The 24,496-nt window shown below is 74.3% G+C and carries 23 protein-coding genes and 2 pseudogenes; 12 read left to right on the top strand and 13 right to left on the bottom strand.

Annotated features, from left to right (window positions below; translation table 11 throughout):
• Nucleotides 1-36 precede the first annotated feature (36 nt).
• Together ACZ4V6_RS04660 and ACZ4V6_RS04655 are read left to right on the top strand one after the other, a co-directional pair.
• A complete protein-coding gene (locus ACZ4V6_RS04660) occupies nucleotides 37-240 on the top strand; it encodes an alpha/beta fold hydrolase (protein WP_467822484.1) in 204 nt (67 codons plus the stop codon).
• 48 nt (nucleotides 241-288) lie between these two features.
• Nucleotides 289-1,050 carry a ZIP family metal transporter gene (locus ACZ4V6_RS04655; RefSeq protein ID WP_467822483.1) on the top strand — a complete coding sequence of 254 codons (762 nt, stop codon included), beginning with the start codon at nucleotides 289-291 and terminating at the stop codon, nucleotides 1,048-1,050.
• Nucleotides 1,051-1,076: 26 nt separating this feature from the next.
• Here ACZ4V6_RS04655 and ACZ4V6_RS04650 read toward each other — a convergent pair whose 3' ends face one another.
• Nucleotides 1,077-1,976 carry an aminoglycoside phosphotransferase family protein gene (locus ACZ4V6_RS04650; RefSeq protein ID WP_467822481.1) on the bottom strand — a complete coding sequence of 300 codons (900 nt, stop codon included), beginning with the start codon at nucleotides 1,974-1,976 and terminating at the stop codon, nucleotides 1,077-1,079.
• 305 nt (nucleotides 1,977-2,281) lie between these two features.
• Here ACZ4V6_RS04650 and ACZ4V6_RS04645 point away from each other — a divergent pair, with 305 nt between their 5' ends.
• Nucleotides 2,282-2,698 (top strand): PGPGW domain-containing protein, encoded by a 417-nt coding sequence (locus ACZ4V6_RS04645; protein ID WP_467822479.1) that lies wholly within the window; start codon nucleotides 2,282-2,284, stop codon nucleotides 2,696-2,698.
• A gap of 28 nt (nucleotides 2,699-2,726) precedes the next feature.
• Here the strand turns inward: ACZ4V6_RS04645 and ACZ4V6_RS04640 are convergent, their stop codons facing one another.
• The 3 genes from ACZ4V6_RS04640 to ACZ4V6_RS04630 form a co-directional block, all read right to left on the bottom strand.
• Nucleotides 2,727-3,227, bottom strand: coding sequence for an SMI1/KNR4 family protein (locus ACZ4V6_RS04640; RefSeq protein WP_467822477.1), 501 nt, complete (start codon nucleotides 3,225-3,227; stop codon nucleotides 2,727-2,729).
• 126 nt (nucleotides 3,228-3,353) lie between these two features.
• Nucleotides 3,354-3,911, bottom strand: coding sequence for a pyridoxamine 5'-phosphate oxidase family protein (locus ACZ4V6_RS04635; protein WP_467822476.1), 558 nt, complete (start codon nucleotides 3,909-3,911; stop codon nucleotides 3,354-3,356).
• 66 nt (nucleotides 3,912-3,977) lie between these two features.
• Nucleotides 3,978-4,400, bottom strand: coding sequence for a DUF3291 domain-containing protein (locus tag ACZ4V6_RS04630; RefSeq protein WP_467822474.1), 423 nt, complete (start codon nucleotides 4,398-4,400; stop codon nucleotides 3,978-3,980).
• 192 nt (nucleotides 4,401-4,592) lie between these two features.
• Here ACZ4V6_RS04630 and ACZ4V6_RS04625 point away from each other — a divergent pair, with 192 nt between their 5' ends.
• The 4 genes and pseudogenes from ACZ4V6_RS04625 to ACZ4V6_RS04610 all read left to right on the top strand — a co-directional run bounded on the left by ACZ4V6_RS04625 (nucleotide 4,593) and on the right by ACZ4V6_RS04610 (nucleotide 8,679).
• On the top strand, nucleotides 4,593-5,162 hold the full coding sequence (locus ACZ4V6_RS04625) for a TetR/AcrR family transcriptional regulator (protein ID WP_467822472.1): 570 nt from the start codon (nucleotides 4,593-4,595) through the stop codon (nucleotides 5,160-5,162).
• Between the two features lie 87 nt (nucleotides 5,163-5,249).
• Nucleotides 5,250-6,428 carry a GDSL-type esterase/lipase family protein gene (locus ACZ4V6_RS04620; RefSeq protein ID WP_467822471.1) on the top strand — a complete coding sequence of 393 codons (1,179 nt, stop codon included), beginning with the start codon at nucleotides 5,250-5,252 and terminating at the stop codon, nucleotides 6,426-6,428.
• Nucleotides 6,429-6,881: 453 nt separating this feature from the next.
• Nucleotides 6,882-7,340, top strand: a pseudogene (locus ACZ4V6_RS04615) (NUDIX domain-containing protein); the annotation flags it as partial.
• Between the two features lie 298 nt (nucleotides 7,341-7,638).
• Nucleotides 7,639-8,679, top strand: a complete 1,041-nt coding sequence (locus tag ACZ4V6_RS04610; RefSeq protein WP_467822469.1) for a LacI family DNA-binding transcriptional regulator — start codon at nucleotides 7,639-7,641, stop codon at nucleotides 8,677-8,679.
• Nucleotides 8,680-8,730: 51 nt separating this feature from the next.
• Here the strand turns inward: ACZ4V6_RS04610 and ACZ4V6_RS04605 are convergent, their stop codons facing one another.
• From ACZ4V6_RS04605 to ACZ4V6_RS04590, 4 genes are all read right to left on the bottom strand, one after another.
• Nucleotides 8,731-9,441 carry a TSUP family transporter gene (locus tag ACZ4V6_RS04605; RefSeq protein ID WP_467822467.1) on the bottom strand — a complete coding sequence of 237 codons (711 nt, stop codon included), beginning with the start codon at nucleotides 9,439-9,441 and terminating at the stop codon, nucleotides 8,731-8,733.
• Complete coding sequence (locus tag ACZ4V6_RS04600; RefSeq protein WP_467822466.1) at nucleotides 9,438-10,853, bottom strand: amidohydrolase family protein; 1,416 nt, start codon at nucleotides 10,851-10,853, stop codon at nucleotides 9,438-9,440. Before ACZ4V6_RS04600 ends, ACZ4V6_RS04605 begins: the two co-directional genes overlap by 4 nt.
• Nucleotides 10,850-12,364 carry a uracil-xanthine permease family protein gene (locus ACZ4V6_RS04595; protein ID WP_467822464.1) on the bottom strand — a complete coding sequence of 505 codons (1,515 nt, stop codon included), beginning with the start codon at nucleotides 12,362-12,364 and terminating at the stop codon, nucleotides 10,850-10,852. Before ACZ4V6_RS04595 ends, ACZ4V6_RS04600 begins: the two co-directional genes overlap by 4 nt.
• A 564-nt stretch (nucleotides 12,365-12,928) precedes the next feature.
• Nucleotides 12,929-14,137 (bottom strand): Cmx/CmrA family chloramphenicol efflux MFS transporter, encoded by a 1,209-nt coding sequence (locus tag ACZ4V6_RS04590; protein ID WP_467822463.1) that lies wholly within the window; start codon nucleotides 14,135-14,137, stop codon nucleotides 12,929-12,931.
• 289 nt (nucleotides 14,138-14,426) lie between these two features.
• Between ACZ4V6_RS04590 and ACZ4V6_RS04585 the strand changes: the two genes are divergently transcribed.
• From ACZ4V6_RS04585 to ACZ4V6_RS04575, 3 genes and pseudogenes are all read left to right on the top strand, one after another.
• Nucleotides 14,427-15,023: an ankyrin repeat domain-containing protein gene (locus tag ACZ4V6_RS04585; RefSeq protein ID WP_467822461.1), complete on the top strand. Its 597-nt coding sequence runs from the start codon at nucleotides 14,427-14,429 to the stop codon at nucleotides 15,021-15,023.
• Nucleotides 15,020-16,165, top strand: a pseudogene (locus ACZ4V6_RS04580) (YncE family protein); the annotation flags it as partial. The gene ACZ4V6_RS04585 and the pseudogene ACZ4V6_RS04580, both read left to right, overlap by 4 nt.
• 140 nt (nucleotides 16,166-16,305) lie before the next feature.
• A complete protein-coding gene (locus ACZ4V6_RS04575; RefSeq protein WP_467822459.1) occupies nucleotides 16,306-18,387 on the top strand; it encodes a SpoIIE family protein phosphatase in 2,082 nt (693 codons plus the stop codon).
• Nucleotides 18,388-18,540: 153 nt separating this feature from the next.
• On the opposite strand, the gene ACZ4V6_RS04570 is transcribed toward ACZ4V6_RS04575, so the two are convergent.
• Nucleotides 18,541-19,026 (bottom strand): GNAT family N-acetyltransferase, encoded by a 486-nt coding sequence (locus ACZ4V6_RS04570; RefSeq protein ID WP_467822458.1) that lies wholly within the window; start codon nucleotides 19,024-19,026, stop codon nucleotides 18,541-18,543.
• Nucleotides 19,027-19,599: 573 nt separating this feature from the next.
• Here ACZ4V6_RS04570 and ACZ4V6_RS04565 point away from each other — a divergent pair.
• Nucleotides 19,600-20,271: a CBS domain-containing protein gene (locus ACZ4V6_RS04565; protein ID WP_467822456.1), complete on the top strand. Its 672-nt coding sequence runs from the start codon at nucleotides 19,600-19,602 to the stop codon at nucleotides 20,269-20,271.
• A gap of 80 nt (nucleotides 20,272-20,351) precedes the next feature.
• Here the strand turns inward: ACZ4V6_RS04565 and ACZ4V6_RS04560 are convergent, their stop codons facing one another.
• The 4 genes from ACZ4V6_RS04560 to ACZ4V6_RS04545 form a co-directional block, all read right to left on the bottom strand.
• A complete protein-coding gene (locus ACZ4V6_RS04560; protein ID WP_467822455.1) occupies nucleotides 20,352-20,960 on the bottom strand; it encodes a DUF998 domain-containing protein in 609 nt (202 codons plus the stop codon).
• Nucleotides 20,961-21,012: 52 nt separating this feature from the next.
• The gene (locus tag ACZ4V6_RS04555; protein ID WP_467822453.1) at nucleotides 21,013-21,588 is read right to left on the bottom strand and encodes a TetR/AcrR family transcriptional regulator; all 576 of its coding nucleotides are present in this window, start codon (nucleotides 21,586-21,588) and stop codon (nucleotides 21,013-21,015) included.
• Between the two features lie 12 nt (nucleotides 21,589-21,600).
• The gene (locus ACZ4V6_RS04550) at nucleotides 21,601-22,182 is read right to left on the bottom strand and encodes a sugar O-acetyltransferase (protein ID WP_467822451.1); all 582 of its coding nucleotides are present in this window, start codon (nucleotides 22,180-22,182) and stop codon (nucleotides 21,601-21,603) included.
• An 80-nt stretch (nucleotides 22,183-22,262) separates the two neighbouring features.
• Nucleotides 22,263-23,462, bottom strand: coding sequence for an MFS transporter (locus tag ACZ4V6_RS04545; protein WP_467822450.1), 1,200 nt, complete (start codon nucleotides 23,460-23,462; stop codon nucleotides 22,263-22,265).
• Nucleotides 23,463-23,628: 166 nt separating this feature from the next.
• On the opposite strand from ACZ4V6_RS04545, the gene ACZ4V6_RS04540 reads away from it, so the two are divergent.
• A complete protein-coding gene (locus tag ACZ4V6_RS04540; RefSeq protein WP_467822448.1) occupies nucleotides 23,629-24,435 on the top strand; it encodes an SAM-dependent methyltransferase in 807 nt (268 codons plus the stop codon).
• The last annotated feature ends 61 nt before the right edge of the window (nucleotides 24,436-24,496 follow it).

The raw sequence follows: 24,496 nt of genomic DNA, 5'->3' as shown, positions 1-24,496 counted from the left end.
GCCCCCGCCCTCGTCGTCATCGGCAACGACGACGTGATGACGCCGGAGCACACGGCCGCCCTGTACCGCGCGGTCCCCGGCTCGCAGCCGGCCGTCGTCCCCGGAGTCTCCCATCTGGTCCCGCCGGAGAATCCGGCCCTCGTCAGCCGGCTGATCCTCGACCGCCTGGCGCAGGACGCGGTCGAGACGACGGTGCCCGTCCGGCGCGCGCCGGTCCCGGGACCCCGACGCAGGACCTGATGCGCGGGACGGCGGAGTCGTCGGGGCGTCGTCGGGTACCGGCACGGGATGAGTGAGGTGGTGCAGGCGGGATTGTGGGGACTGCTGGCGGGCTCGGCGCTGCTGCTGGGGGCGGCGGTCGGCTACGGGGTGCGCGTGCCGCAGAAGGTGATCGCCACGGTGATGGCGTTCGGCGCGGGGGTGCTGATCTCCGCGGTCTCCTTCGAGCTGGTCGGTGAGGCGTACGACCAGGCCGGGCTGGCTCCGGCCGCGATCGGGACGATCCTCGGCGCGGTGGCCTACACGGCCGGCAACCTCTGGCTGGCCCGCCGCGGCGCCCGGCACCGCAAACGCTCCGGTCACCGCACGGGGCACACACAGCCGTCCGAGGCCCAGCAGGGCGGCTCCGGGCTGGCGCTGGCGCTCGGGGCGCTGCTGGACGGGGTCCCGGAATCGGCCGTGATCGGGGTGAGCCTGCTCGACGGCGGCGCGGTCAGTCTGGTGACCGTGGCTGCCGTCTTCATCAGCAACGTGCCGGAAGGGCTGTCGAGCTCCGCGGGGATGAGGAGGGCCGGCCGGAGCAAGGGGTACGTCTTCGGTGTGTGGGGCGCGATCGCCGCCGCCAGTACCGTGTCCGCCGTCCTCGGCTACACCGTCGTCGGGGCCTTCTCCCCGGCGGTGATCGCCGCCGTCACGGCGGTGGCGGCCGGGGCGATCCTCGCCATGATCGCCGACACGATGATCCCGGAGGCCTTCGAGGACGCCCACCTGGCCATCGGGCTGGTCACGGTGAGCGGCTTCCTGGTCTCGTTCGCCCTGTCCCACGCCTGAACCGGGAGCGGTCGCGCGACGGTGGGTCAGCCGTCGAGAGCCGCCGTGATCTGCCGGGTGGTCTGCGCGGCGACCCGGGGGCTGACGGCGGCGTAGGAGGTGTAGGCGTTCAGGCCGGTGGCCAGGGCCCAGCCGCGGCCCCGCGTCCAGGTGGCGTCGTCCACGCCGAGCGCGTCGCGGAACGCGGCTCGGTCGCCGGCTGTCATCAGGGTGAAGGCGATCATCAGGTCGCAGGCGGGGTCGCCGATGCCGAGTCCGCCGAAGTCGATGACGGCGCTGAGGCGGCCGTCGACGGTCAGCAGGTTGCCGGTGTGGAAGTCGCCGTGGAACCAGACCGGGGGACCGTCCCACCCGGGGGCGTTCAGCGCCGCGTCCCACAGGCCGGTCATCGCCGCGGCGTCGAACACGCCGTCCACCCGGGCGATGGCGGCCCGCGTCGCGCGGTCCCGGTCGGCCAGCGGCCGGCCGGCGAGGTCTTCGCCGGTGGTGACCGCGGGCCGGTCCTCGGGCGCGAAGCGCTGGAGGGCGGTCAGGAACCGCGCCAGTTCGACGGCGGTCCTCGACGAGCCGGCCAGTGCCTCGACGGTCGCCACCTCGCCCTCCAGCCAGCGGGACACCGCCCACGGCCACGGATAGCCGAAGCCGGGCTTCCCCACCGCCACCGGGAGCGGGACGGCGAGGGGGAGGTGCGGGGCGAGCCGGGGCAGCCACTCGAACTCCTTCCCGGCCTGTCCGATCGCCCCGGCGTGGCGGGGCAGCCGGACCGTCAGTTCCCCGCCCAGCCGGTAGATCACGTGATCGGATCCGGCCGGGTCGAGCAGCTTCAGCGGAAGTCCCGCCCACTGCGGGAACTGGTCGTCGACCAGACGCCTGACCAGCGACCTGTCGATCCGGGGGCGGATGTCCGCGGTCGTCGCGGTGTCCAAGAGCGTCTCCTGTGGCCGGTTGCCCCGTGCAGCGGGCGGTAGGGGCATCACAGCCGATCGCCGGTGCGCCTGTCGACCGGATTACCGCCTCGTCCTCACGGCCGCGCGCTGCGCGAACGCCGCGGGCAGCAGGGTCCTGGACAGCGTCCGCGGCCGACGGCGGAACCCCGCCGTCGGCGCCGGAGGGCATGGTTTCCCGCCGTACCGGGAACAGAGGCGCGGTGGCACCGCCCGTACGGGGACGCGTGTCCCGTGGGGCCGGCCGAACGGGGCCGTCCGTGGTGGAACCGGGAGAGTGGGGCGACATGGCGCGAAGCGTCGAATCGGTCCGGCGAGTGGCGCTGGGTGTCCTCGGCGCGGTACTGGTGGTGATCGGCGTGGCCCTGTTGGTGCTGCCCGGGCCGGGGCTGCTGCTCGTGTTCGCCGGTGTGGTGCTGCTGGCCCGCGCCGTACCGGCGCTGGACCGGTTCGTCGCTCCCGTCCGCGAGCAGGCGATGCGGGCCGTCGAGGAGAGCGTCTCCTCGCCGTGGCGTATCGCCTGCTCGGTCCTGGCGGGGCTGTGCCTCGTCGGCGCGGGCCTGGTGTGGGGTCTGGTCCCCCGGGTGCCGTTCGCCGGATGGGGCACGGGGGCGAGCCTGATCGTCTCGGGTCTCGTCCTCTTCGCCCTCCTCGTCTGGAGCCACCGCCGCGTCCGGGCCGCCCGGGACGCTCCCGGGCGGTGACGCCGGCCGGCCGCGCCGTCCCGCGCCCCTACCGGCCGAGGATCTGCGCGTTGGGTACGAAAGCGCTCCCGTCCTGCGGGGCGGCGATGTCGTCGAGGCCGGTGAAGTAGAAGGACGTCGTCGTGCCGGACACCACCTCGAGAAGGAACTGGCTGCACGACATCGGCCAGGCCTCCCAGAGCGGACCGCGGCCCTCGTTGAGGATCACGGTCCACTCCTCCGGCTCGGTGCCGGGCCGGACCAGCCAGTACAGGAAGTGGCCTCCGCCCTCCTCGAACCCCCAGGGCACCAGCTCGACGCCGCCCTCGCGCAGTTCCGGCGGCTTCTCCTCGCCCGCTTCCCACAGTCCGGCGAGGATCTCCTCGCGCTCCGCCCGCTGGGCGACCAGGTCGTACACGGCGTCCGGGCAGCCCGGTTCGAGCAGCCAGAGGGCGCCCGCGAAGAGGCCGCCCCCGTACGTCTCGACGAGCCGCTTGTAGTCGGCCGGCAGGGTGACGCCCAGTTCCCGCTCCACAGCGGGCCACGTCACGGCCCGGCCTTCGTCGGGGGGCGGGCAGAGGCGTATCAGTCGTTCGGTGTGGCGCAGGCTCCGGGCCGTCCGCGTCCTGTGGTCGTCAGCAGGCATGGGCTCCACCCTGCACCATGCCTGCGGACCTCAGAACGCCCACCGCGTGTGGCTGTACACCCCGTCGTCCCGGCCGAAGCCGTACGCCGTGGCCGGGGCCACCGCGAACACCGTCGCGTCCCCCTTGCGGAACGCGTCCCCGATCCCGTGGAAGGTGCCCTCGGGCGAGGTGACGTGCCGCCCGTACTTCGCCTCGTACGCCGCGATCACCTCCTCGATGACCGCCGGGTCGGCGACCCGTTCCGCCCGGCCCTCGACGACCAGGTCGAGCCCCCGGGTGAGCGAGTTCCCCCCGGTGGTCAGGGCGCAGTGCGCGTTGTGAGCGAGGTTCCTCGCCTTCTGCTCGCCCGCGCCGGTGGAGAAGTACAGCACCCCGCGGTGCCAGGCGGCGATCACGGGGGTGACGTGCAGCCGTCCGTCGGGCCGCACCGTGGACACCCAGAAGATCTCGGCGGCCTCCAGGTGCCGTTGGGCCTCGGCCCATTCGGTGGCGGTGACGTCCGCGGCACCCGGGCGGGGATGGAGCGCGGAGCTGTAACGGGCGTCGAGCTCGGTCGTGGGCGGCTCGGGGGGACCCTGTGTCGGCATGGCGGATCTCCTTTCCTCTTCCCCATGACGACCGGTTTCCCGCGCCGGAGTCATCGCCGGCACCGGTCACGCGGCAAAGGTGTCACCCGCCGCGTCGCCGTGCGCCTGCTCGGTCAGGCGCCGCATGGCGTCCTCCCAGGAGAGGGGGAGTCCACCGGTGTCGACCTCCCAGAAGGTGAAGGTGGAGTCGCGCATGGCCGAGCGCATGGACGTCATGATGCCGCGGTGCGGCTCGGTCCTCGCGTAGGCGTACAGGGCCTCGCGGTCCTCCCAGGCGGACAGGGTCCAGAAGACCCGTTTGAACGGCCGGGCGACCAGGGAGGCCCCGTAGGCGCCGGGGGCGGTGCGGACCTGGCGCCAGGCGGCCAGGGAGCGCAGGAAGAACCGGGGTACGTCCTTGAGGGACCGCACTTCGAAGCGGGACGCCATGACGAACGCCGTGCCGTGCGGCGGGGGCGGGTTCGGGATGGTCCAGGGCAGGGTGGGCACCGTGTTCTCGCCTCCAACATTGGTGAGTGACGCTATCCATAATAGACAGTGCCGCTATCCAATAGCCAGTGGATTCACGGACCCCGCCGGCCGGACCCCCGCGACCCCGGAGAACTCCCCACAACCTCTAAGCCATTTGCCTATAAGCATTAGGGAAATGCATAATGGCCGATGTCGAACGGGAGGAAGATCATGGTTCGTGCGGGACTGACCCCGGAGCGCCTGACCCGGGCGGGCGCGGAGCTGGCCGACGAGGTCGGCTTCGACCAGGTGACCGTCTCGGCGCTCGCCCGGCGCTTCGACGTCAAGGTCGCGAGTCTGTACTCGCACCTGAAGAACTCCCAGGAACTCAGGACCAGGATCGCCCTGTTCGCGCTGGAGGAACTCGCCGACCGGGTCGCCGCCGCGCTGGCCGGCCGGGCCGGCAAGGACGCCCTGGCCGCCTTCGCGGACGCCTACCGCGACTACGCCCGGGAGCACCCCGGCCGTTACGCCGCCGCGCGTCTCAGGCTCGACCCCGAGACGGCGGCCGCCAGCGCCGGCGTCCGGCACGCGCAGATGACCCGGGCGATCCTGCGCGGGTACGACCTGACCGAACCGGACCAGACGCACGCGGTCCGGATGCTGGGCAGCGTCTTCCACGGCTACGTCAGCCTGGAGACGGCCGGGGGCTTCAGCCACACGGCCGTCGACCCGCAGGAGTCGTGGGAATGGGTCCTGGACTCCCTCGACGCGATGCTGCGGAACCGGGCCACCGCCTGACCGGTCCGGGGCCGCACGGCCGAACACGCGCCGCCGGTCGCACACCGGTACGTCCGATCCGCACGAGAACACCGACAGGCCGAGGCGATGAACACCGAAGACGACTGGGTCACCACACCCGTGACCGCGGACCTCCTGAGGGGCTTCCTCGACGTCGAGACGACCTCGCACGGCCTGCTGCCGCACCGCCTGCCCGCCCGGGCCCGCCGGCAGATCCCCGACGACCAGCTGGCCACGGCCGAGGCCCAGCCCTCCGGCGTGCGGCTGGTCTTCCGCACCCGGGCCACCGCCGTCGAACTGGTCACGCTGCCCACCAAGCGGGTCTACCGGGGCCTCCCGGCCCCGGCGGACGGCGTGTACGACCTGCTGGTCGACGGCCGCCTCGCCGCCCAGGCCACCGTGGCCGGGGGCAACGTCCGCACGGTCGTCGACATGGTCACCCAACGCGCCGAACTGAGCGAGGGACAGCCCGGCACCGCCCGGTTCACCGGTCTGCCGGCACGTGACAAGCACGTCGAGATCTGGCTTCCGCACACGGAGGTCACCGAGCTGATCACGCTGCGCACCGACGCACCGGTCGAGGCGGCACCGGACAGCGGGCGCCGGGTGTGGCTGCACCACGGCAGCTCCATCAGCCACGGCTCGAACGCCGCCCACCCCACCGCTGTCTGGCCGGCCCTGGCCGCGAGCCGGGGCGAAGTGGAGCTGGTCAACCTGGGTTTCGGCGGCGGCGCCCTGCTGGACCCGTTCACCGCCCGCGCTATGCGGGACACCCCCGCGGACCTGATCAGCGTCAAGATCGGGATCAACATCGTCAACGCCGACGTGATGCGCCTGCGCGCGTTCGTCCCCGCGGTGCACGGCTTCCTCGACACCGTCCGCGAGGGGCATCCGGCCACACCGCTGCTGGTCGTGTCGCCCCTCCTGTGTCCGGTGCAGGAGGACACCCCCGGCCCTCTCGCACCCGACTTCGGGGGCGGGACGGTGCGGTTCAAGGCCACGGGCGATCCCGCCGAGCGGGCCGCCGGACGCCTGACGCTCAACGTCGTCCGCGACGCCCTCGCCCGGATCGTCGAACAGCGGGCCGCCGACGACGCGCACCTGCACTACCTCGACGGCCGCGACCTGTACGGCGAGAAGGACTACGCGGAGTTCCCGCTGCCGGACGAGGTCCACCCCGACCCCGCCGGGCACCGCCGCATCGGCGAGAACTTCGCGCGGCTCGTGTTCGCGGACGGCGGTCCCTTCTCCGTCCCGGCCGGCTGACCGCGTCGCGCACGCGGCCGCCGGCCCCGCTCGGAGCAGGTCGCGCGGCATCCGGGGCAAGCGGGTCCTCGACGTGGGATCGGGACCCGGCCACCACGCCGTCCACCTGGCCCGCGAGTACGGCGCCCTCGTGGACGGTGCCGACCTGTCCCCACTCAGCACCGGCGCGCGCTGAACGATCACGGCCCGGAGCCCGGAGTCCGTTTCCTGTGCGCGGACGTCGCCGAGCACCTGCGGCGGGTGCGGCCGTACGACGCGGCGTACGGGCTGCGCACGTTCGCCTGCGTCGATCCCCGTCATCTGCTGCCGGCGCTGCGGGACGGACCGGTCGACGGCGCTCCCCTCGTCTTCTCCGCCCTGCACACCGACTCCGACGGGCTGGGTCCCTCCGAGGAGGTGGTGCCTCGCCCGGAGCTCATCCGGCTGCGGCGGGAGACGCCGATCCCCACCCTGATGTGGGTGCCCACGCCCCGGCTGTGGGGGGAGCTGCTGGGCGAGCACGGCTTCCGGGTGGAGGGGTGCGAACTCCTCCGCGCCCCGGACGGGGACGGCCCCGGGGTCCTCCAGCTGATCCGGGCCCGGCGCCACCGCACGGCCCGCGTCACCGCCCTGTCCGGCCGGCCGCGGACCGACCGGCCGCCCGCGCCCCACGCCGCGATCGGCGTCGGCGCCGTCGTGCTCGGACCGCGCGGTCTCCTGCTGGGCCGGCACCGGCACGGCACACGGGAGTTGCCCGGGGGCACCGTCGAGCCCGGGGAGGCCCTGCCGGAGACGGTCGTGCGGGAGCCGGCCGAGGAGACCGGGCTGCTCGCCCGCCCCGAGGACGTGACGCTGCTGGGCACGCTCGTCGACCACGTCGGCGACGTGGTGCGCGTCACCGTGGGCGCCGTCGTCGCGGCCTGGCGGGGCGAGCCCCGCGACCAGCCGGGCGAGAGCGTGGGCGACTGGCGCTGGTGGCCGCTGGACGGGCTGCCGCAGGGACTGTTCGAGTGCAGTGCCCAGGATCCTGACCTCCTGGCGTGCCGACCTGCCTCCCATCGACCGCCCACCCGCCCGTTTCACGCCGTTCGCGGATCCTCCGCCGCCGCCCGCGCGGCCGGACGGGACGGACTGACCCGGGCCCCGGCCCGGGGACCCTGTCCCGCCGGACGGCGCGTCGGCGAAGATGGTCGGCGTCAACCGCCCACGCCAGCGAGGAGTCCGAGCGCAGATGGCCATCTCCGCCCCCGGCCCGAAGCCGCCGACGATCGCCGACGTCGCACGCGTCGCCGGTGTGTCGCGCACGACCGTGTCGCACGCCCTGAACGGGCTCGGCAAGGTCGACCCCCGTACCCGGGAGCGCGTCAGGCAGGCCGCCGCGGACCTGGGCTACCGCCCCAACCTCCGGGCGCAGCGGCTGCGGCGCGGACAGGCGAAGGCCATCGCGCTGGCCTCCTCGATGCCGTTCGCGGTGGCGGGCGGGCCGTCCCGGCTCGGGTTCTACATGGAGGTCGCGGCGGCCGCCGCGGAGAGCGCCCTCCTCCACGACTACGCCCTCGTCCTCGTGCCGCCCGTCCAGTCGGGTTCCGCGCTGTACTCCGTCGACATCGACGGTGCCATCGTGGTGGAACCGGAGGTGGACGACGCCGCCGCCGCCCAACTGCGCGAACGCGGACTGCCGTACGTGGCGCTCGGCAGGCCGGTGTCGCCGCAGGAGGACGCGCCCTACGTGGACCTGCGGGGCGATCTGGTGGCGGAGCTGCTGCTCGCGCACCTGCACGAGCAGGGTGCCGTGCGGCCGGCGCTGATCGTCGGCTCCGGCACGCGGCACTCGTCCGTCGACGCGCTCACCGCCTACGGGCGGGCCGCCGAGCGGCACGGCTGGCCGCCGGTCGTGGCGAAGGTGCCGGAGTCGGGCGGTGAGCAGGCGGGGTACGAGCGGTGCGCCGCCCTGCTCGCCGAGCACCCGGAGGTCGACGCGGTGTGCGCCCTGGTCGACGCCTTCGCGGTGGGCGCGGTCCGGGCGATCCGGGACAGCGGGCGCAGGGTGCCGGACGACGTCATGGTCGTCACCCGATACGACGGTCTGCGGGCCCGTACCTGCGAACCGCCCCTGACAGCGGTCGACCTGCACCTGGACCGGGCGGCGTCCGACGCGGTGGAACTGCTGCTGGGACGGCTGCGCGGGGACACCGCCACCGCGTCGGTGGCGGTGTCCCCGCGGCCGCGGGTGATCGCCCGGGCCTCGTCGGTACGGACCGCCCGGGCCTGACGTCCCGTACGGGCCGCCCCGGCCCGAGCCGGTGACCGGCCCGTGGGCCCGTCAGGCCCCGAACATCAGGACCAGCCCGGAGACCAGCGCGAAGACCAGCACGAACAGGCGCATCCTGCGCGCGTCCAGACGGTGGTGCACCAGGCGGCTGAGCCAGGCGCCGACGGCGATCGCCGGCAGCAGCAGGGCCGCCTGGCCCAGCTCCGCGGCCTGTGCCTCGCCCGTCGCGAACAGCAGCACCAGGGAGGCGACCTCCCCCACGAGGAAGCACGCGGCGACCGTGGAGCGCAGTTCGGCGGGCGGCCGGTGCTGGTAGACCAGCGCGAGCGGCGGCCCTCCGACGCCGGTCGCGGTCTCCGTGAGCCCGGTGACCGCGCCCGCGCCGACGTAGGCGACCCGTCCGGGCGCGAACGCGGGCGCGGTCAGGCTGACGACGGCCGCGAGCACGGTGGCCACGCCCACGAAGAGGCCGAGACTGCGTTCCGGGATCAGCCACAGCAGCGCCAGCCCCGCAGGGGTGGCGGCGAGCCGCGCCCCGGTGATCCAGCCGGCGCCGCGCAGGTCGAGCGAGGCCCGTTCGCGCCAGGCGACGTACAGGTTGAGCGGGATCATCGAGGCCAGGACGAAGACCGGGACCAGTCCGGGGTCGACGATCCCGGCCACCGGCGCGACGATCAGCGCGAAGCCCAGTCCGCTGCTGCCCTGGACGAACGCGGCCACGGCCACCGTCACGCCGAGGACCGCCAGCACTTCCGTACTCATCGTGCCGTGCTCCGCCCCTGGGACACGCTCAGCGCCCGTGCCGCCGTCGACGTGGGGTGCACCCGGGTGACGCCGGCCCTGGCGACGGTGGCGCGGGCCAGTTCGGCGGCCCGTCTCACCAGTGCGGGCCCGTCCCAGTCGACCGGACGGCCGTGCCACACGCGCAGCCGTCCGGCGACGAAGACGGCGGTGATCTGGTCCCGGTTGCCGCGTCGTACGAGTTCCCACGGCAGGTCCCAGGAGAGCGCCGTCTCCGGGGTGTCCGTGTCGACGAGGAGGAAGTCGGCCGCCGCGCCCGGCGCGACGGTGCCGGTGCGGGCTCCGAGCCCGACGGCGTCCGCGCCCCCGCGGGTGGCGCGCTCCAGCCACGTCCAGCCGGCTCCGCACGACGAGTCGCCGGTCGCCAGGCCGTACGCCAGCCGCTGGGCGAACTCGGCGGCGTCCGCGAGCCGGAAGCCGTCGCCGCGGGTGCCGTCGGTACCGAGTCCGAAGCGGACACCGCGCTCGGCCAGGGCCGTCGCGGGGGCGACCGCGTTGCCCTTCCACGCGCTGGCGACGGGGTTGTAGCTGACGGCGGTTCCCGTGTCGGCGAGCAGGGTCAGTTCGCGCGGGGTGAGGAGCGTGGCGTGGGCTGCGAGCAGCTGGGGGCCGAGCGCGCCGACGCGGTGCAGGTGTTCGAGGGGGCGCAGCCCGTGCCGCACCAGGGAGCGTTCCACGCCGGCGAGGTGCTCGTTGACGTGGATCTGTACGACGGTTCCGGCCTCGGCGGCCAGGCGGGCGGTGGCGTGCAGGGTGCGTTCGGTGGCGGCCTCGGGGATCGAGACGGCCAGCGAGGGGTGGATCAGGGCGTCGCCGGTGTAGCGGGCGAGGTGCTTCTCGGCGTTCTCGAGGACGGCCGGACCGGTGCCGTCGCCGTCGTCCGCGTCGTTGCAGACCAGCCCGAGCACACAGCGGATCCCGGCGTCGCGCGCGGCCGACGCGATCACGTCCACGTCGACGTCGGCGCGGGTGCCGGCGTCGGCGACGGTGGTGAATCCGCCGCGCAGTGCTTCGAGAGCCGCCAGTTTGGCCGCCGTGTAGGCGGACTCCTCGTCCAGCGCGCCCTCCAGCGGTACCCAGACCCGGCGGAAGATCTCGGAGGGCTCCCCGAAGGCGAGTGCGGAGCCGAAGCTCTGGGTGAGGTGGTGGTGGGCGTCGACGAAGCCGGGCATCAGCAGGTGGCCGGGCAGCCGCACCGTCCGCGCGAGCGGGTGCGCGCGCTCCAGTTCGGCGGCCGGTCCGACGGCCTCGAAGCGGCCGTCGTCGACCAGGACCGCCCAGCCGTCGACGGGGCCTTCCGGCAGCAGGACCGCGCCGGGTACGAGGAGGAGCGGGCCGGGATGGGCGAGGGCGTCACGGTCGGTGGGGTTCATCGGTCGCTTCCTGTGCGTACGGAGGTCAGGCGGGCGACGACGCCGGGCCTGACGTGGTGGAAAAGGACGTTGAGGACGGCGGCGGCGAACGTGCCGACGGCGACGCCGCTTTCGAGGAGGATGCGGACGTTGGCGGGGAAGCCCCCGTAGACGCCCGGGACGAGGATCGGCAGCAGCCCCAGGGCGAGGGCGACGGCGCAGACGAAGGTGCTGGTGTGCCGGTCGAGGTCGGAGCGTCCGAGCATCTGGACGCCGAGCACGGTGATGACGCCGAACACGACCATGGCGGTGCCGCCGACGACCGCGGTCGGGATCACGCTGATCGCGCGGGTGACGGGGGCGAGGAATCCGATGACGACGAGCACGACGCCGGCCGCGGCGGTGACGAACCGGCTGCGCACTCCGGTGACGCGGACGATCCCGATGTTCTCCCCGCTGGTGACCATGAGCGGCAGACCGAAGAACCCGCCGAAGAGCGAGGTGAGCGCGTCCCCGCGGACGGTCTTCGGCACGTCGGTCCGCTGGTCGATCTCCTTGCCGACGGCTTCGGCGTTGATGACGGTCTGACCGGTGGCCTCGGCCATGGAGGCCAGGCTGTAGAGCATCAGCGGCAGCGCGGCGACGAGGTTGAACTGGGGGGAGCCGAAGGGCATCAGGTGCGGCAGGTTCACCAGGCCGCCGCCTGCCACGCCTCCCCCGTCGAGCGCGCCGGTCGCGGCGGCGAGCGCGGTGCCGGCGAGCAGGCCGAGCATCACGGCGAGTTGGCGCACCACGCCGCTGAAGAGCAGGTAGAAGGCGACGGTGAACCCGATCGTCGCCATGCCGAGACCCAGGTCGGTGGGGTCGGCGAAGCCCGGCGAGCCGGGTTGTCCGGTGACGAGGACCGCGCCGACCTTCACCAGGTTGACGCCGACGATGACGATCATCGTGCCGATGACGAGTGCGGGGAAGTACCTGAGCAGCCGGGAGAAGACCGGCAGGACGACGAAGGTGAACACCGCCGTCAGGACCACCGCGCCGGTGGCGGTGCGCAGGCCGTGCTGTTCGGCGATCGCGAGGAACAGGATGAGCGGTGCCCCGCCCGGCAGCATCACGAACGGCAGCCGCGGTCCGAACTTCCAGACGCCGAGCGACTGGAGGAGGGATCCCGCGCCGGAGAGGACGAAGGCGGCCGAGAGCAGGTCGACGGTGAGACCGGCGTCGAGCCGGAGGGTGGCGCTCATCAGGAAGATCGCCGAGATGGGGGTGGCGGCCATGACGAGGACGTGCTGGACGCCGAAGAGCAGGATCCGTCCCAGGGGACGCGCCTCGTCCACGGGGTGCACGGCGGGCGGGGCGGCGTCCCCGGGCGGGGTCCCGGCGCCGTCCGGGCGGAGGGTCTTCTCGGTCTCGCGGGGGTGGCCGGCCGTCCCGGCGGGAGCGGCGGGGTCGCCTGGCGGTCGTGCGGCCGCTTCGCGGCCGGTGGTCGGTGAGGCTCCGGCCGGGGGCCGGGTCTGGCGGGGACTGGACACGTTCGGGCTCCGTTCGGGCATACGGGCACGCTCGGATTTCAGCCGCGATCCGGCCCTGGACGGAGAGCCAAATCGATTTGGCCAAATCGATTTGGCCGTCAGTATGTTGTTCCGCCGACCGACCGTCAAGGGTGAGGGCGCCCCCGTGGTTCCCGGCGGGGGCGGCGAATGGGTCTGATGAGGGGGACGAGTGGTTCCCGGCCAGGGCGACGAGGAAAGGGGCGTCCCCCGGGCGGGTCCGCCCGGGACCGGTCCCGGAGCACCGGGTGCGGCAGGACGCGGACGGAGCGTCCGCCGGGCGTGCGCGCCGTCCGCGCGTCCGGCGACGGCGTCGATCCCCTCCACGCTGTCCAGGACCGCCGTGACCACCAGGTCCGGATCGGCCGGACCGAGCCCCTGCGGCACCTCGGCGACGCGCGGGGAGGACGCCGGCCCGTGGCCGCCGCTGCCGTGGCCGGACGCGGCGCCGGCCCGGCCCGGCGTCGGTGCGCCGCGCGGGCCGGACGCGCTGCGCGCCCGCACTCCACGGCGCGGGGCGGGCGGACCTTCCCGGACGGCCGGACGTCACACCCGCTGGGCGTGGTCCGTGTCCGCGGGTTCCGTGGCGAGGCTCCCCGCCACGATGCGGGAACGGCTGTGCAGACGCAGCGAGACGGCGACGAGGCCGATCGCGACCGCCGTCATCGCCGCGCCGGCCCAGGCCGTGGAGGAGAAGCCGAGGCCCGCGTCGATCACCGTGCCGCCGAGCCAGGGGCCGCCGGTGTTGCCGAGGTTGAACGCGGCGGTCGTCGTCGCGCCGGCGAGCGTGGGCGCGGCGCCCGCCACGTTGAACATGCGGGCGTTGAGCGCCGGGGCGGTGTAGAACGCGGAGACGCCCAGCAGGAACGACAGGGTGATCGCGACGGCGGGGCTGGAGGCGAACAGTGCCAGAGCGGCCAGCAGCACGGTCGAGGCGGTGGTGCCGGAGAGCAGCACGCCGAACAGGTGGGCGTCGGCGACCCGTCCGCCGATCGTCGTGCCGACCAGCGCGCCGATGCCGAACAGTGCCAGCACGGTCGGCACCCAGCCGTCCGCCAGGCCGGCCACGTCGGTGAGCAGCGGCGCGAGGTAGGAGAAGGCGCAGAACACGCCGCCCGCCGCGAGGGCGGTCACCGCGATGGAGAGCCACACCTGGCGGTCACGGTAGATCGCCGTTTCGCCCTTGAGCCCGGGCCGCCGCTCGGGCAGCGGGATGCGGGGGATCCTCGTCGCCACTCCGACGAGGGCGATCGCGGACGCCGCGCCCACGGCCCAGAACGCGGAACGCCATCCCAGGTGCTCGCCGAGGAACGCGCCCGCCGGGACGCCGAGGACGTTCGCGATCGACAGTCCGCCGATCATCACCGCCATCGCGCGGGCCCGCGAGGTCTGCGGCACCATCGCGATGGCCACGGCCGCGCCCACCGCCCAGAAGCCCGCGCACGCCAGGGCACTGACGACGCGTGAGACGAAGAGGACCTCGTACGTCGGTGCCAGCGCGCCCGCGACCTGACCGAGGCCGAAGACCGAGATCAGGGCGACCAGGGTGGTCTTCCGCGGCAGCCGCAGCGTCGCGACCGCGAGCAGGGGGGCGCCGATCACCATGCCGATCGCGAACGCCGATATCAGCAGTCCCGCCTGGGGGATGGACACGTCCATGTCGTCGGCGATGGGCGGCAGCAGCCCGGAGAGCATGAACTCGCTGGTGCCGAGGGCGAACACGGACAGGCCGAGGATGTGGACGGCGAGTGGCATGCGGGGCACCGCGGGCCGCGCGGAAGAGTCGGGCATGACAGGTGCCAACGAAGGCTTTCGTCCTGTCATTCCCGCCCGCCACCTCGTCTCACGGTGCGGTCGGCCCTCCGGCCGTCGCGCCCGTCGAGGCGCGGGGCCGCGGGGCGACCGGCCGGGGTCGTCCGATCGGACGACCCCGGCCGCCGGGCGAGGAGGTCAGGATGGACGTCGAGCGGGGCGGCGGTGGACCGGCCCCGGACGAGGGGCCGCCGGTGCGGCGACCGTCCCCGGGAACGCGAGGAGTGTCACGATGAACGATCCCGACCGCGCCCTCCTGGACGCCGCGGAGCGCGGTGACGCCGGGGCCGTGAAGGCCGCCCTGGGCGCCGGCGCCGCGGTGGAGGCCCGCGACGGGTGCGGCCGCACCCCGCTGCTGCTGTCCGTGCTCGGCGACCATGTGGCAGCCGCCGAGGTGCTGGTCGCCGCGGGTGCCGATCCCGACGCGCAGGACGACCGCCTCGACAGTCCCTGGCTGGTCACCGGCGTCACCGGCAGCGTCGCCATGATGCGGACCCTGCTGCCGGCCGGCCCCGACCTGTCGGTGGTGAACCGCTTCGGCGGCGTCTCCCTCATCCCGGCGAGCGAGCGGGGCCACGTGGACTACGTCCGTGCCGTGCTCCGCGAGACGGACATCGACGTCGACCACGTCAACAGGCTCGGCTGGACCGCCCTGCTGGAGGCGGTGATCCTCGGCGACGGCGGGGCGGCGCACCAGGAGATCGTGGAACTGCTGATCACCGCCGGCGCCACCCCGGACCTGCCGGACGGCGACGGGGTGACCCCGCTCCGGCACGCCGAACGGCGCGGTTTCACGGAGATCGCCGCGCTGCTGAGGGCCGTCCGGTGAGGCGGGCCGCCGTGCTCACCGCGCTCGCCGCGGCCGTCGCCCTCGGCGGCGGGTGCGCCGCTCCCCGGCACGACGCGGCCGGCACCGCCGCTCCCGCCGCGTCACGGGCGGACACGGCGGCACCCGGCACCGCCGGGGCCCCCGCGCCGTCCGCGCCGCCCGTGCGGACCCCGGCCGGTACGCTGCTCGTCGCCGACTTCGGCTCCGACACCGTCACCTTCGTCGATCCGGACCGGGGCGCGTTCGACTCCGTGGAGGTCGGCACCGCACCGTACGGACTCGTCGTCGGCCGCGACGGACGGGCCTGGGTCGCCACCGCCGAAGGGGTCGCCGTCGTCGACACCGGCACCCGGCGACGGCTCGCGCGCATCCCCTACGCGTCGGACGGCCTCGGGGAGCCGGCGCACGGCGAGTACCGGGGCGGCGGCATGGGGATCGCCCTCTCCCCCGACGGCCGCCGGGTGTACGTCGGCGTCAACCGGCCCGGCGGCGACGGCGCCCTGGAGGTGATCGACACCCGCGGCCTGGAGGTCACGGGCTCCGCCGGGGTGGGCCGCCGCCCCTTCGACGTCGACGTCTCGCGCGACGGCCGCGAGGTGTACGTGACGAACCACGACTCCTTCGACGTCACCGTCGTGACGGCCCGGTCGCTGCGGACCCGGCGCATCGAGGTCGCCCCCTACGGCACCGAGGGCGGGCTCGGTTCCTGGCTCAAGCCGCACTACGCCGCCGTACGCGGGTCGGACGGGAGGCTGCTGCTGCCGTTCGAGGGGGAGCGTCTGGTCGTCGTCGACCCGGTGACGGGCGCGTCGCGCGTCGAGAGGATGACCGCCGACACCCACCAGCACGGGGTGACCCTCACCCCCGACGGCACCCTGCTCGTCGTCGGCACCGGGGCGATCGACCCGGCGCGGGACGAGGGCCCCTCGCTGACGGTGCGCACCGCGCGGGGGCGGGAGAAGGTGATCCCCCTCGACGGCCCCCACGAGGCGGTCGCCGTGTCGCGCGACGGCCGCAGCGCCTACGTCACGGGCGGCTTCACCCGTGACGGCTACTGGAACGGCATCACCGTCGTGGACCTGGGCTCCGGCACGACCCGGCGCCTCGACGCGGGTGAACGGCCGCTGGGGATCGCGGTTCTCCGGGCGCCGTCCCCGGCGGCCGCGGACGCGCGCCGCGGACCGCGGGCGCGCAGAATGGGAGCAGGACATGCCGGCTCGGTGGCGTTCGGCCGCCTCAGGACGGGGCGCACCGATGCGACGCGACCTGCCGGGAGGCAGCGATGGAGCACTCCGGGGGCCGACGCGGCGATCCCTCCGCGCGAGGCGACCGGCGGGCCGCCGCGCATGTGGCTCTCGCCGTCAACGGCATGGGCAGTTTCACCTGGGACGTGCCCTGCGGGGTGATGCACTACGACGACGCCGCCCTCGCCGTGATGGGCTTCCGTCCGGGCGAGTTCGACGGCCGGCTGAGCACGCTCGGTGAACGCATGCTCCCGGCGGAGCTGCCCGCGGTGCAGGAGCGCGTGGACCGGGCCCTGCAGGACCGGTCCGGGTTCAGTCTCTACTTCCGCGTCCGGCATCCCGGCGGCTGGCTGCGCTGGACGCACACCCAGGGGCACGTCGTCTGCGACGCCCAGCGGCGTCCCCTCCAGGTCATCGGCATCGTGCGGGACGCCAGCCACGAGCTGCGGGCCATCGACCAGACCGAACAGCTGCGGCGGGCCAGGCAGGACCGGCGCCGGCAGGCCGACATCGTCGCCCACATCAGCGACGCGCTCATGCCCACGGTCACGGTGGACGACGTGGCGGACGCCCTCACCTCGACCCGGCTGCTGGAGCGGCTGGGCGCCTCGAGCATCGTCCTGGGGCTGGTCGACGGCGGCCGGATGGAGCTGATCGGCTCGAACGGTCTGAGCCGGCGGCTCGTCCGGGACTTCCACCTGTCCCGGCTGGACCAGCCGCTGCCGCTCACGGAGGCGGTGCGCACCCGCGAGCCCGTCTTCGTCACCGACCGCGCGGAGCTGACCGAGCGCTACCCGGCGCTGCTGCCGTACCTGAAGATGTTCTCCAGGGCGACGGCCGCCGTGTACCAGCCGTTGATCGCGCACGACACCCCGATCGGCGCCCTCGGCCTCACCTTCGACGGCAAGGAATCGTTCACGCAGGACGAGCGGACGGTCCTGAACGCCCTGGGCAAGGTGGTCGCCCAGTCGTTGCAGCGGGCCCTGCTGTACGACAGGGAGCACGAGCTGGCCGCCGGGCTGCAGACCGCGATGCTTCCCGGCCACATGCCGCCGACTCCCGGGCTGGTCACCGCCACCCGTTACCGTCCGGCGAGCGCCCGCGGCGGGATCGGCGGCGACTGGTACGACGCGCTCACGCTTCCGGACGGCCGGATCGTCGCCGTCGTCGGCGACGTGCAGGGCCACGACGTGACGGCCGCCGCCGTGATGGGCCAGCTGCGCATCGCCCTGCGGGCGTACGCGGCCGAGGGCCACCCTCCGACGACGGTCGTCGCGCGTGCCTCCGCCTTCCTCACCGAGCTGGACACCGACCGTTTCGCCACCTGCCTGCTCGTGCAGATCGACCCGCGCACCGGACGCACCGTGATCGTCCGGGCCGGCCACCTGGGGCCCGTGCTGCGGGGTCCGGACGGCACCTGTACGTGGCTGGACGTCCCCGGCGGCCTTCCGCTCGGTCTGTCGTCCCCGGGGTCGCAGCCCCTCCACCCCGCCGCCGAGACGGTGCTGGGCGCCGGTTCCACGCTCCTGCTGTGCACGGACGGGCTCGTCGAGTCGCGCGCCGCCGACATCGACGAGGGCCGCGACAGGCTGCTCGGCGCTCTCACCGCGGGGCCCGTGGAGCCGGAGAGCCTCGCCGACCACGTGCTGAGCTCCATGAGCGCCTACACGGGGGAGGAGGACGACGTGGCGCTGCTGGTCATCCGGCGCAACCGCCGCGTGCCCGAGGACACCGAGCTGCTGGAGGTCGCCATCAGGTCGGTCGACCCCGACTCGCTGCACACGGCCCGGCTGGCCCTGCGCAAGGCGCTGACCGACTGGTCGCTGGGGCCCCTGTCGGAGACGGCGGAGCTGCTCGCCTGCGAACTGGCCACCAACGCCCTGCTGCACGCCCGGGGCGACGCGACCCTCACGGTCTCGCCGGTGCCCGGCCGGGGCCCCGCCGTGCGGCTGGCCGTCACCGACGCGTCACCGGTCTCGCCGCGGCGCCGGGCCGCGACCGAGCGTTCGACGTCCGGCCGCGGAATGGTGCTGGTCGAGGAACTGGCGTCCGCCTGGGGGGTCGAGTCGCGGGGCACCGGCAAGTCGGTGTGGTGCGAGGTGACGCTGCCGCCGCCCTGACCGGCCGCGGCGTGCGCGGGCCGGACGGCGCGGCACTGGTGGCGGTGGCGTTGCGCGCGGCCCTGCGGCACACGCGGGCAAAGGCTCGTCCCCGGCCCTCCGGCGGGCAATGCCCGGCGGAGGACTCCCCGTCACGGCGAGGAGGGCCCTCCGTCATGGAAAGGCGTCTCCGGGACCGGAGACCACGCGGCGGTAGACCTGCCGGGAGCCGCCCTCCGGGCCAGGATCGGCGGCCTCGGCCGGGGTGAAGCCGAGGCGCTCGTAGAAGGCGCGCGCCCCGCTCGTCACGGCTCCCGGGTGATCGGCCCCGAAGGTCACCACCTCCACGGTGCCCGGTCCCCGCACGAACCTCCGCACGGCGTCCGTCATCAGTTCACGTCCGGCGCCCAGCCCCCGCGCGCGTTCCGAGACGACGAGCCAGTGGACGTGGTGGACGGGTCCCCGCACCCCGAACAGCAGCCCGCCGAGGACCTGGCCCGACGGCCCGGTGGCGGCCAACGCCATGGACCGGCGCAGGTGCTCCTCGACGGCGTCGTGGAAACCGGGCTCGTCGACCATCGGACCGAACCAGTGCTCCACCTGGGCGGCGAGGTCGAGGAACGCGGGAAAGTCGTCCTCCCCCGCAAGTCTGACGATCATCCCGCGAGTGTGGCAGACCCGGGGGCTCCCCCGTCGGCCCGCCCCGGGCCCTCCGGGCCACCGTGGCCGGCGGCGGTCGGCGGCTTCCCGGACGAAACCGTCCGGGTCGGTGAACGGGCCGGTGGTGCGGAGGAGAGCAGGAGCCGGTGCGATCCCGTGCCTTCGGCGGGGACGCCCGCGCCCTTGGCCGGCGCGCGGCGCTTGTACGGGGACAGCCCGACGTCGCCCGGCCCCGGGACACCACGAGCGGGAGGGTGAAACCGCGGAAGCCGGTCGTGGGCGCCTCGGAGCCGCGCAGCCGCACCCGCGACGGGCCCGGTCCGAGGGCGGCGACGTGGAAACGGGCGGCGGCCGCGGTGCCGGCCCCTTCCGGGGTGACGGAGCCGACGGCGTTCACGGCGTGACGGCAGGGGCGGCCCGGCCGCCGGCGCTTCTCGGGAACCGGCCTTTCCGGCCACCGCCCGTGTGCGCTGTCGGCGGACAGGGGCACGCTCGCGGCTCGCGGGGCGTTTCAGGTGGTGAGAAGGTCGGATGCCGGTCGACGCGGTCCGGCAGCGGAGAGGAAGTCCGGTGATGAAGCACCAGAGGGTGGGCGATGTGATGAGCGACGCCGTGGTCCGTGTGCAGGGCGGAACACCGTTCAAGGAGATCGCCCACCTGCTGCAGGACTACGACATCACCGCGGTGCCCGTGGTGGACGCGGCTGACCGGCCCGTCGGGGTGGTGTCGGAGGCGGACCTCCTGGAGAAGATGTGGGGCGGGGAGCCGGACGGGTCCGCGGGGCTCGGGGCGGGGACCGCGCCCGTCGGGGCCAAGGCCTCCGCCACCGACGCGGCGGGGCTGATGACGTCGCCCGCCGTCTGCGCGCGCGAGGACTGGAGTGTCGTCGAGGCCGCCCGCGTGATGGCGCGGCACGGCATCAAGCGGCTCCTGGTGGTCGACGAGGACGGGCGGCTGATCGGGGTGGTCAGCAGGAGCGACCTGCTGCGGGTCTTCCTGCGCAATGACCGGGCGATCCGGACCGAGATCATCGAGGAGGCCCTGGTGCGGACGCTCGGCCTGCCGCCCTCCTCCGTGCAGGTGGACGTGACGCACGGGCACGTCGTCCTGAGCGGCGGTCTCCCCCGGCACGTGTCCGTCTCCGTGCTGGAGGAACTCTGCCGGCGCGTCGACGGTGTCGTCGCCGTGGAGTTCCGGCCCACGGGGGAGCCCGGCGGCGACGGTACGGCGTCCGCCGCTTCCTGAGCGGCGGACGGGGAGCGGCCCCGTCCTCCGTGTGCCCCGGCGGCCGCCGGCGTCCGGTCGCGGCGCCGGCACCGCCCGTCCTACCGGTTCCGCCCGCCCCCTTCACGTCCCCCCGGACACGACAGGCAGGACGTGACCACCACGAAGGGCCACAGGGACTGCGCGAACGTCACCACCCGTTCGGCCACACCGGCCGCACCGTGCCGCGTCATCTCGAACAGGAACCACGCACCGCCGACGGCCATCAGGACGGTCGCCGTGACCGACGGCACGGGCCGCAGGGCCCAGGGGGCGTCCCCGTCGCCGTCGACGGCCAGGACCGGCCACAGCGCCAGCAGCGTGAACCCGACCACGGCCACCGTGCCGTGGCGCAGGGAGCCCCCGCTGCCCGGCGCCGGCAGCAGCACCACCGCGAACGCCGCCAGCCCGCCCCCGGCGAGCGCCGCCCGGCCGGCGGCCGAGGCCGCCCGCAGTCCCCACGCGGTCAGCAGATGGCAGAGCCCCAGTGCCAGGAACGCCCCGTTCATCACCCAGAACCCCGATGCCCCGTGGGAGCCCAGGACGCTGATCGTCTGGGTGGACGGGTCGTAGGCGGGACCCGTCAGCGACGCCGCGATCGCCCACCCTCCGGTCAGCAGGAGCGGTGCGCACCCCGACGTGAACAAGACCCATCTGGGAACGGTTCGCATCGAACCACCATAAAGCGGACGCTTCTCGGCGTCCCCGTACCCCGTTCGCGGCTCAGCACTGCACGTCGGCGCTTTCGGCGGACCGGCCGGCGGTGGTGATGCGGGTGACGGCTTCGAGGGTCAGGGCCCGGTCGTGCGGCGTGCGGGCCAGGGCGCGGTGGAGCGACAGGCCCTCGATGAGGGCGTCGAGCTGGCGGGCGGTGTCCGGGTCGAAGTGCTTCTCCAGGTGGATGCGGCTGCGCCGCATCCACTCGTGGGTGAGCTCCCGGTAGGCGGGCCGGCGCGCCGCGAGGGTGTAGAGCTCCTGGGTGAGCACGAGGTCGCGGGGGCTCCCCTCGGAGAGGGCGTGCACGAGGTCGGTCACCGCCCGCCGGGCCTGGTCGCGGTCGGCCGGGGCGGCGAGGTGGGCGTCGAACACGGCGACGATGTGGTCGGTGAAGCGGCCGAACGCTTCCCGGAGCACCTGGTCCATGCCGCTGAAGTGGTAGGTCATCGACCCCAGCGGGACACCGGCGCGTGCGGCGATCTTCCGGTGGGAGACCTGGGCGAGGCCCTCTTCGGCGATGAGGTCCAGGGCCGCGTCGAGAATGCGTTCACGGCGCTGGGGGTCCGCGTGTCCGGTAGCCATGGCGGAAGGATCTCAGAGGTCACGGACCGGGCGCGCGGGGTTGCCGACGGCGACGACACCGGCGGGGACGTCCTTGGTGACGACGGCGCCGGCGCCGACGACGGAGTCGTCGCCGATGGTGACGCCGGGCAGGACCACGGCGCCCCCGCCGAGCCAGACGTTGTCCCCGACGGTGATCGGCCGGGCGGCCTCCAGCTTGTCGCGCCGGGGCCGCGGCTCCAGCGGATGGGTGGGCGTGAGCAGCTGCACGCCGGGCCCGATCTGGCAGTCCTCTCCGATGGTGATCGCCGCGACGTCGAGTGCGGTCAGGTTGTAGTTGACGAAGGTGCGGGCCCCGATGGTGATGTTGCTTCCGTAGTCGACGTACAGCGGTGGCCTGACGTGTGCCTCCTCGCCCAGGAAGCCGAGCAGTTCGGCGAGGACCGGCCGGGCGGCGTCGACGTCCTCGGCGTAGGCGGCCTGGTAGCGGGCGGCCAGCCGCACGGCCAGTTGCTGCCGTCGGGCGATCTCGGGATCGTCGGCGATGTAGAGGTCGCCCGCCAGCATGCGTTCGAGGTTGGTGCGGGGGTCCTGTGCGAAGTGGTCCGTCGCCATGCGTACGACCGTACACCTCGGATCGGCGGACGTCCCGCATTCCGGCGGTGCCGTGGATCCCGCCCCGTCCCGGTGTCCGGTCAGCACTGGCGGGGCCGCAGCACGTGGGCGGTGAGGAGCACGGCCACCCCGGCGAGGGGCACCACGAGCAGACCCGCCCGGAGGCCGGCCGCGTCGGCGACCAGTCCGACGACGGGCGGCGAGAGCAGGAATCCCAGACGCATGAGCCAGGAGACGACCGTCAGTCCCGAACCGGGCCCCAGGCCCGGCAGTTCGTCGGCCTCGTGCATCGCGGCGGGCACCAGTGTCGCCACTCCGAGCCCGGCAGCCGCGAAGCCGAGGATCGTCCCGGGCACCGTGGGCACGGCCAGCGCCAGGCCCATGCCGAGCGCGGCGACGAGACCGCCGGTGCGGGCCACGGCGCGCTGCCCGAAGCGGTCGACGAGCCGGTCGCCGACGAGGCGGCCGACGAACTGGGCCCCCACCAGCGCGATGTAGCCGGACGCGGCCAGTGTCACCGACGCGTGCAGTGGGCCCGCGAGGTAGAGCGCGGCCCAGGAGTTGCCCGCGTCCTCGACGAGGGTCCCGGCGGTGGCGATGAGGACGAGCGCCGCCAGCACGCGGACGGTGCGCCGCGACGTCCGCCCCGGGCCCCGTCCGGGACCGCGGGCACCGGGTTCCGCGTCCGGTTCGGTGTCGGGACCGGGCAGGCAGTACCGCAGGGCGCCGCAGGCGACGACCGCGAACAGCGCCGCCGAGATCGCCAGGTGCTGCCCGAGCGACAGGCCGAGCGCGATCGCCGCGGCCGCCATGCAGCCGCCGGTGACGGCGCCGACGGACCAGACGGCGTGCAGGGAGTTGATGATGGAGCGTCCGTAGCGCCGCTGGACCCGCAGCCCGTGGGCGTTCTGCGCGACGTCGGTGACGGCGTCCATGGCTCCGGCCAGGAACAGCGCGGCCGCCAGCATCACCACGGAGTCGGCCAGGCCGGCGGCGAGGACTCCCGCGCCGGTCAGCAGCGTGCCGGCCGCCGCCGCGCGCGCCGAGCCGAGGCGGCGGATCACCGCTCCCGCCGCCAGGCCGGCCCCGATGGCGCCCGCCGGGAACGCCGCGACCGCCAGCCCGTAGGCGGTGTTGCCGATGCCGAGGTCCGCCTTGATCTGCGGGTACCGGGGCAACAGGTTGGCGAACAGGGCCCCGTTGGTGAAGAACAGCGCGGCTACGGCTGCGCGGGCCCTCCGTTCGACCGGGCCGGGCGGGCACAGGACATCAACAGTCATGCGCGGAGCCTACATGTCGAATGTACGAACGTACATTCCCTTCGGCCGGCCTCCACGGCGTGCACCCCGCGCAAAGCGGTGCGCGAACCCCCGTACGAGGAGGGAACGTTGGGACGTAGGTTGTGACGGAACAGTTCACGCCTCGGCCGAGAGACGGACCTTCCCCATGAGCGACCCTGCGACGACGCCCGGACCCGCGCACCAGAAGATCGACACCTCGGTGCCGCACTCGGCCCGGATCTGGAACTACTGGCTGGGCGGCAAGGACAACTACCCCGTGGACGAACAGGCCGGCGACGCCTACACCGCCGTCTTCCCCGGCATCGTCACCATCGCCCGCAGCAGCCGCGCCTTCCTGCGCCGCAACATCACCCATCTGGTCGCCGAGGCCGGCATCCGCCAGTTCCTGGACGTCGGGACGGGCCTGCCCACCGCGGACAACACCCACGAGGTCGCCCAGCGGATCGCCCCGGAGTGCCGGATCGTCTACGCCGACAACGACCCGATGGTCCTGGCGCACGCCCGCGCCCTGCTCACCTCCACCCCCGAGGGGGCGACGGCCTACATCGACTCGGACGTGCTCGATCCGGACCGCATCGTGGCGGCGGCCGCGGACACGCTCGACCTCGACCGCCCCGTCGCGCTCGTGCTGAGCAACATCCTGGGCCACATCCCCGACCACGACGTGGCGCGCTCCGTCGTCACCCGGCTGATGGACGCCCTGCCCCCGGGCAGCTACCTGTCCGTCAACGACGGTTCACGGGGCGTCGACCCGGACTTCGAACAGGCGCAGGACGCCTACAACGAGAGCGGAGCCGCGCCGTACGTGCTGCGCACCGTGGAGGAGATCACGGCCTTCTTCGACGGTCTGGAGCTCGTGGAGCCCGGCGTCGTGCCGGTCACCCTCTGGCGTCCCGACGACCCCTCCCCCGCTCCCATCGGTGAGCACGGCGGCCTCGCCCGCAAGCCGTGATTCCCGCGACCGGCCGCCGTCCGCCCTCCGCCGCCGCGTTCCCGCCGGCCCGGACGGGGGA

Source organism: Streptomyces sp. NPDC029152 (assembly GCF_055564355.1).
Note: the sequence above shows the minus strand (reverse complement) of the source record. Positions and strands in the feature narration are given on the sequence as shown.

Bases quoted from the DNA above. Each gene is read 5' to 3' on its own strand.
- ACZ4V6_RS04660 (WP_467822484.1), top strand. From the start codon at position 37: ATGACGCCGGAGCACACGGCCGCCCTGTACCGCGCGGTCCCCGGCTCG.
- ACZ4V6_RS04655 (WP_467822483.1), top strand. From the start codon at position 289: ATGAGTGAGGTGGTGCAGGCGGGATTGTGGGGACTGCTGGCGGGCTCG.
- ACZ4V6_RS04645 (WP_467822479.1), top strand. From the start codon at position 2,282: ATGGCGCGAAGCGTCGAATCGGTCCGGCGAGTGGCGCTGGGTGTCCTC.
- ACZ4V6_RS04635 (WP_467822476.1), bottom strand. From the start codon at position 3,911: ATGCCGACACAGGGTCCCCCCGAGCCGCCCACGACCGAGCTCGACGCC.
- ACZ4V6_RS04625 (WP_467822472.1), top strand. From the start codon at position 4,593: ATGGTTCGTGCGGGACTGACCCCGGAGCGCCTGACCCGGGCGGGCGCG.
- ACZ4V6_RS04620 (WP_467822471.1), top strand. From the start codon at position 5,250: ATGAACACCGAAGACGACTGGGTCACCACACCCGTGACCGCGGACCTC.
- ACZ4V6_RS04610 (WP_467822469.1), top strand. From the start codon at position 7,639: ATGGCCATCTCCGCCCCCGGCCCGAAGCCGCCGACGATCGCCGACGTC.
- ACZ4V6_RS04605 (WP_467822467.1), bottom strand. From the start codon at position 9,441: ATGAGTACGGAAGTGCTGGCGGTCCTCGGCGTGACGGTGGCCGTGGCC.
- ACZ4V6_RS04600 (WP_467822466.1), bottom strand. From the start codon at position 10,853: ATGAACCCCACCGACCGTGACGCCCTCGCCCATCCCGGCCCGCTCCTC.
- ACZ4V6_RS04590 (WP_467822463.1), bottom strand. From the start codon at position 14,137: ATGCCACTCGCCGTCCACATCCTCGGCCTGTCCGTGTTCGCCCTCGGC.
- ACZ4V6_RS04585 (WP_467822461.1), top strand. From the start codon at position 14,427: ATGAACGATCCCGACCGCGCCCTCCTGGACGCCGCGGAGCGCGGTGAC.
- ACZ4V6_RS04575 (WP_467822459.1), top strand. From the start codon at position 16,306: ATGGAGCACTCCGGGGGCCGACGCGGCGATCCCTCCGCGCGAGGCGAC.
- ACZ4V6_RS04570 (WP_467822458.1), bottom strand. From the start codon at position 19,026: ATGATCGTCAGACTTGCGGGGGAGGACGACTTTCCCGCGTTCCTCGAC.
- ACZ4V6_RS04565 (WP_467822456.1), top strand. From the start codon at position 19,600: ATGAAGCACCAGAGGGTGGGCGATGTGATGAGCGACGCCGTGGTCCGT.
- ACZ4V6_RS04560 (WP_467822455.1), bottom strand. From the start codon at position 20,960: ATGCGAACCGTTCCCAGATGGGTCTTGTTCACGTCGGGGTGCGCACCG.
- ACZ4V6_RS04555 (WP_467822453.1), bottom strand. From the start codon at position 21,588: ATGGCTACCGGACACGCGGACCCCCAGCGCCGTGAACGCATTCTCGAC.
- ACZ4V6_RS04550 (WP_467822451.1), bottom strand. From the start codon at position 22,182: ATGGCGACGGACCACTTCGCACAGGACCCCCGCACCAACCTCGAACGC.
- ACZ4V6_RS04545 (WP_467822450.1), bottom strand. From the start codon at position 23,462: ATGACTGTTGATGTCCTGTGCCCGCCCGGCCCGGTCGAACGGAGGGCC.
- ACZ4V6_RS04540 (WP_467822448.1), top strand. From the start codon at position 23,629: ATGAGCGACCCTGCGACGACGCCCGGACCCGCGCACCAGAAGATCGAC.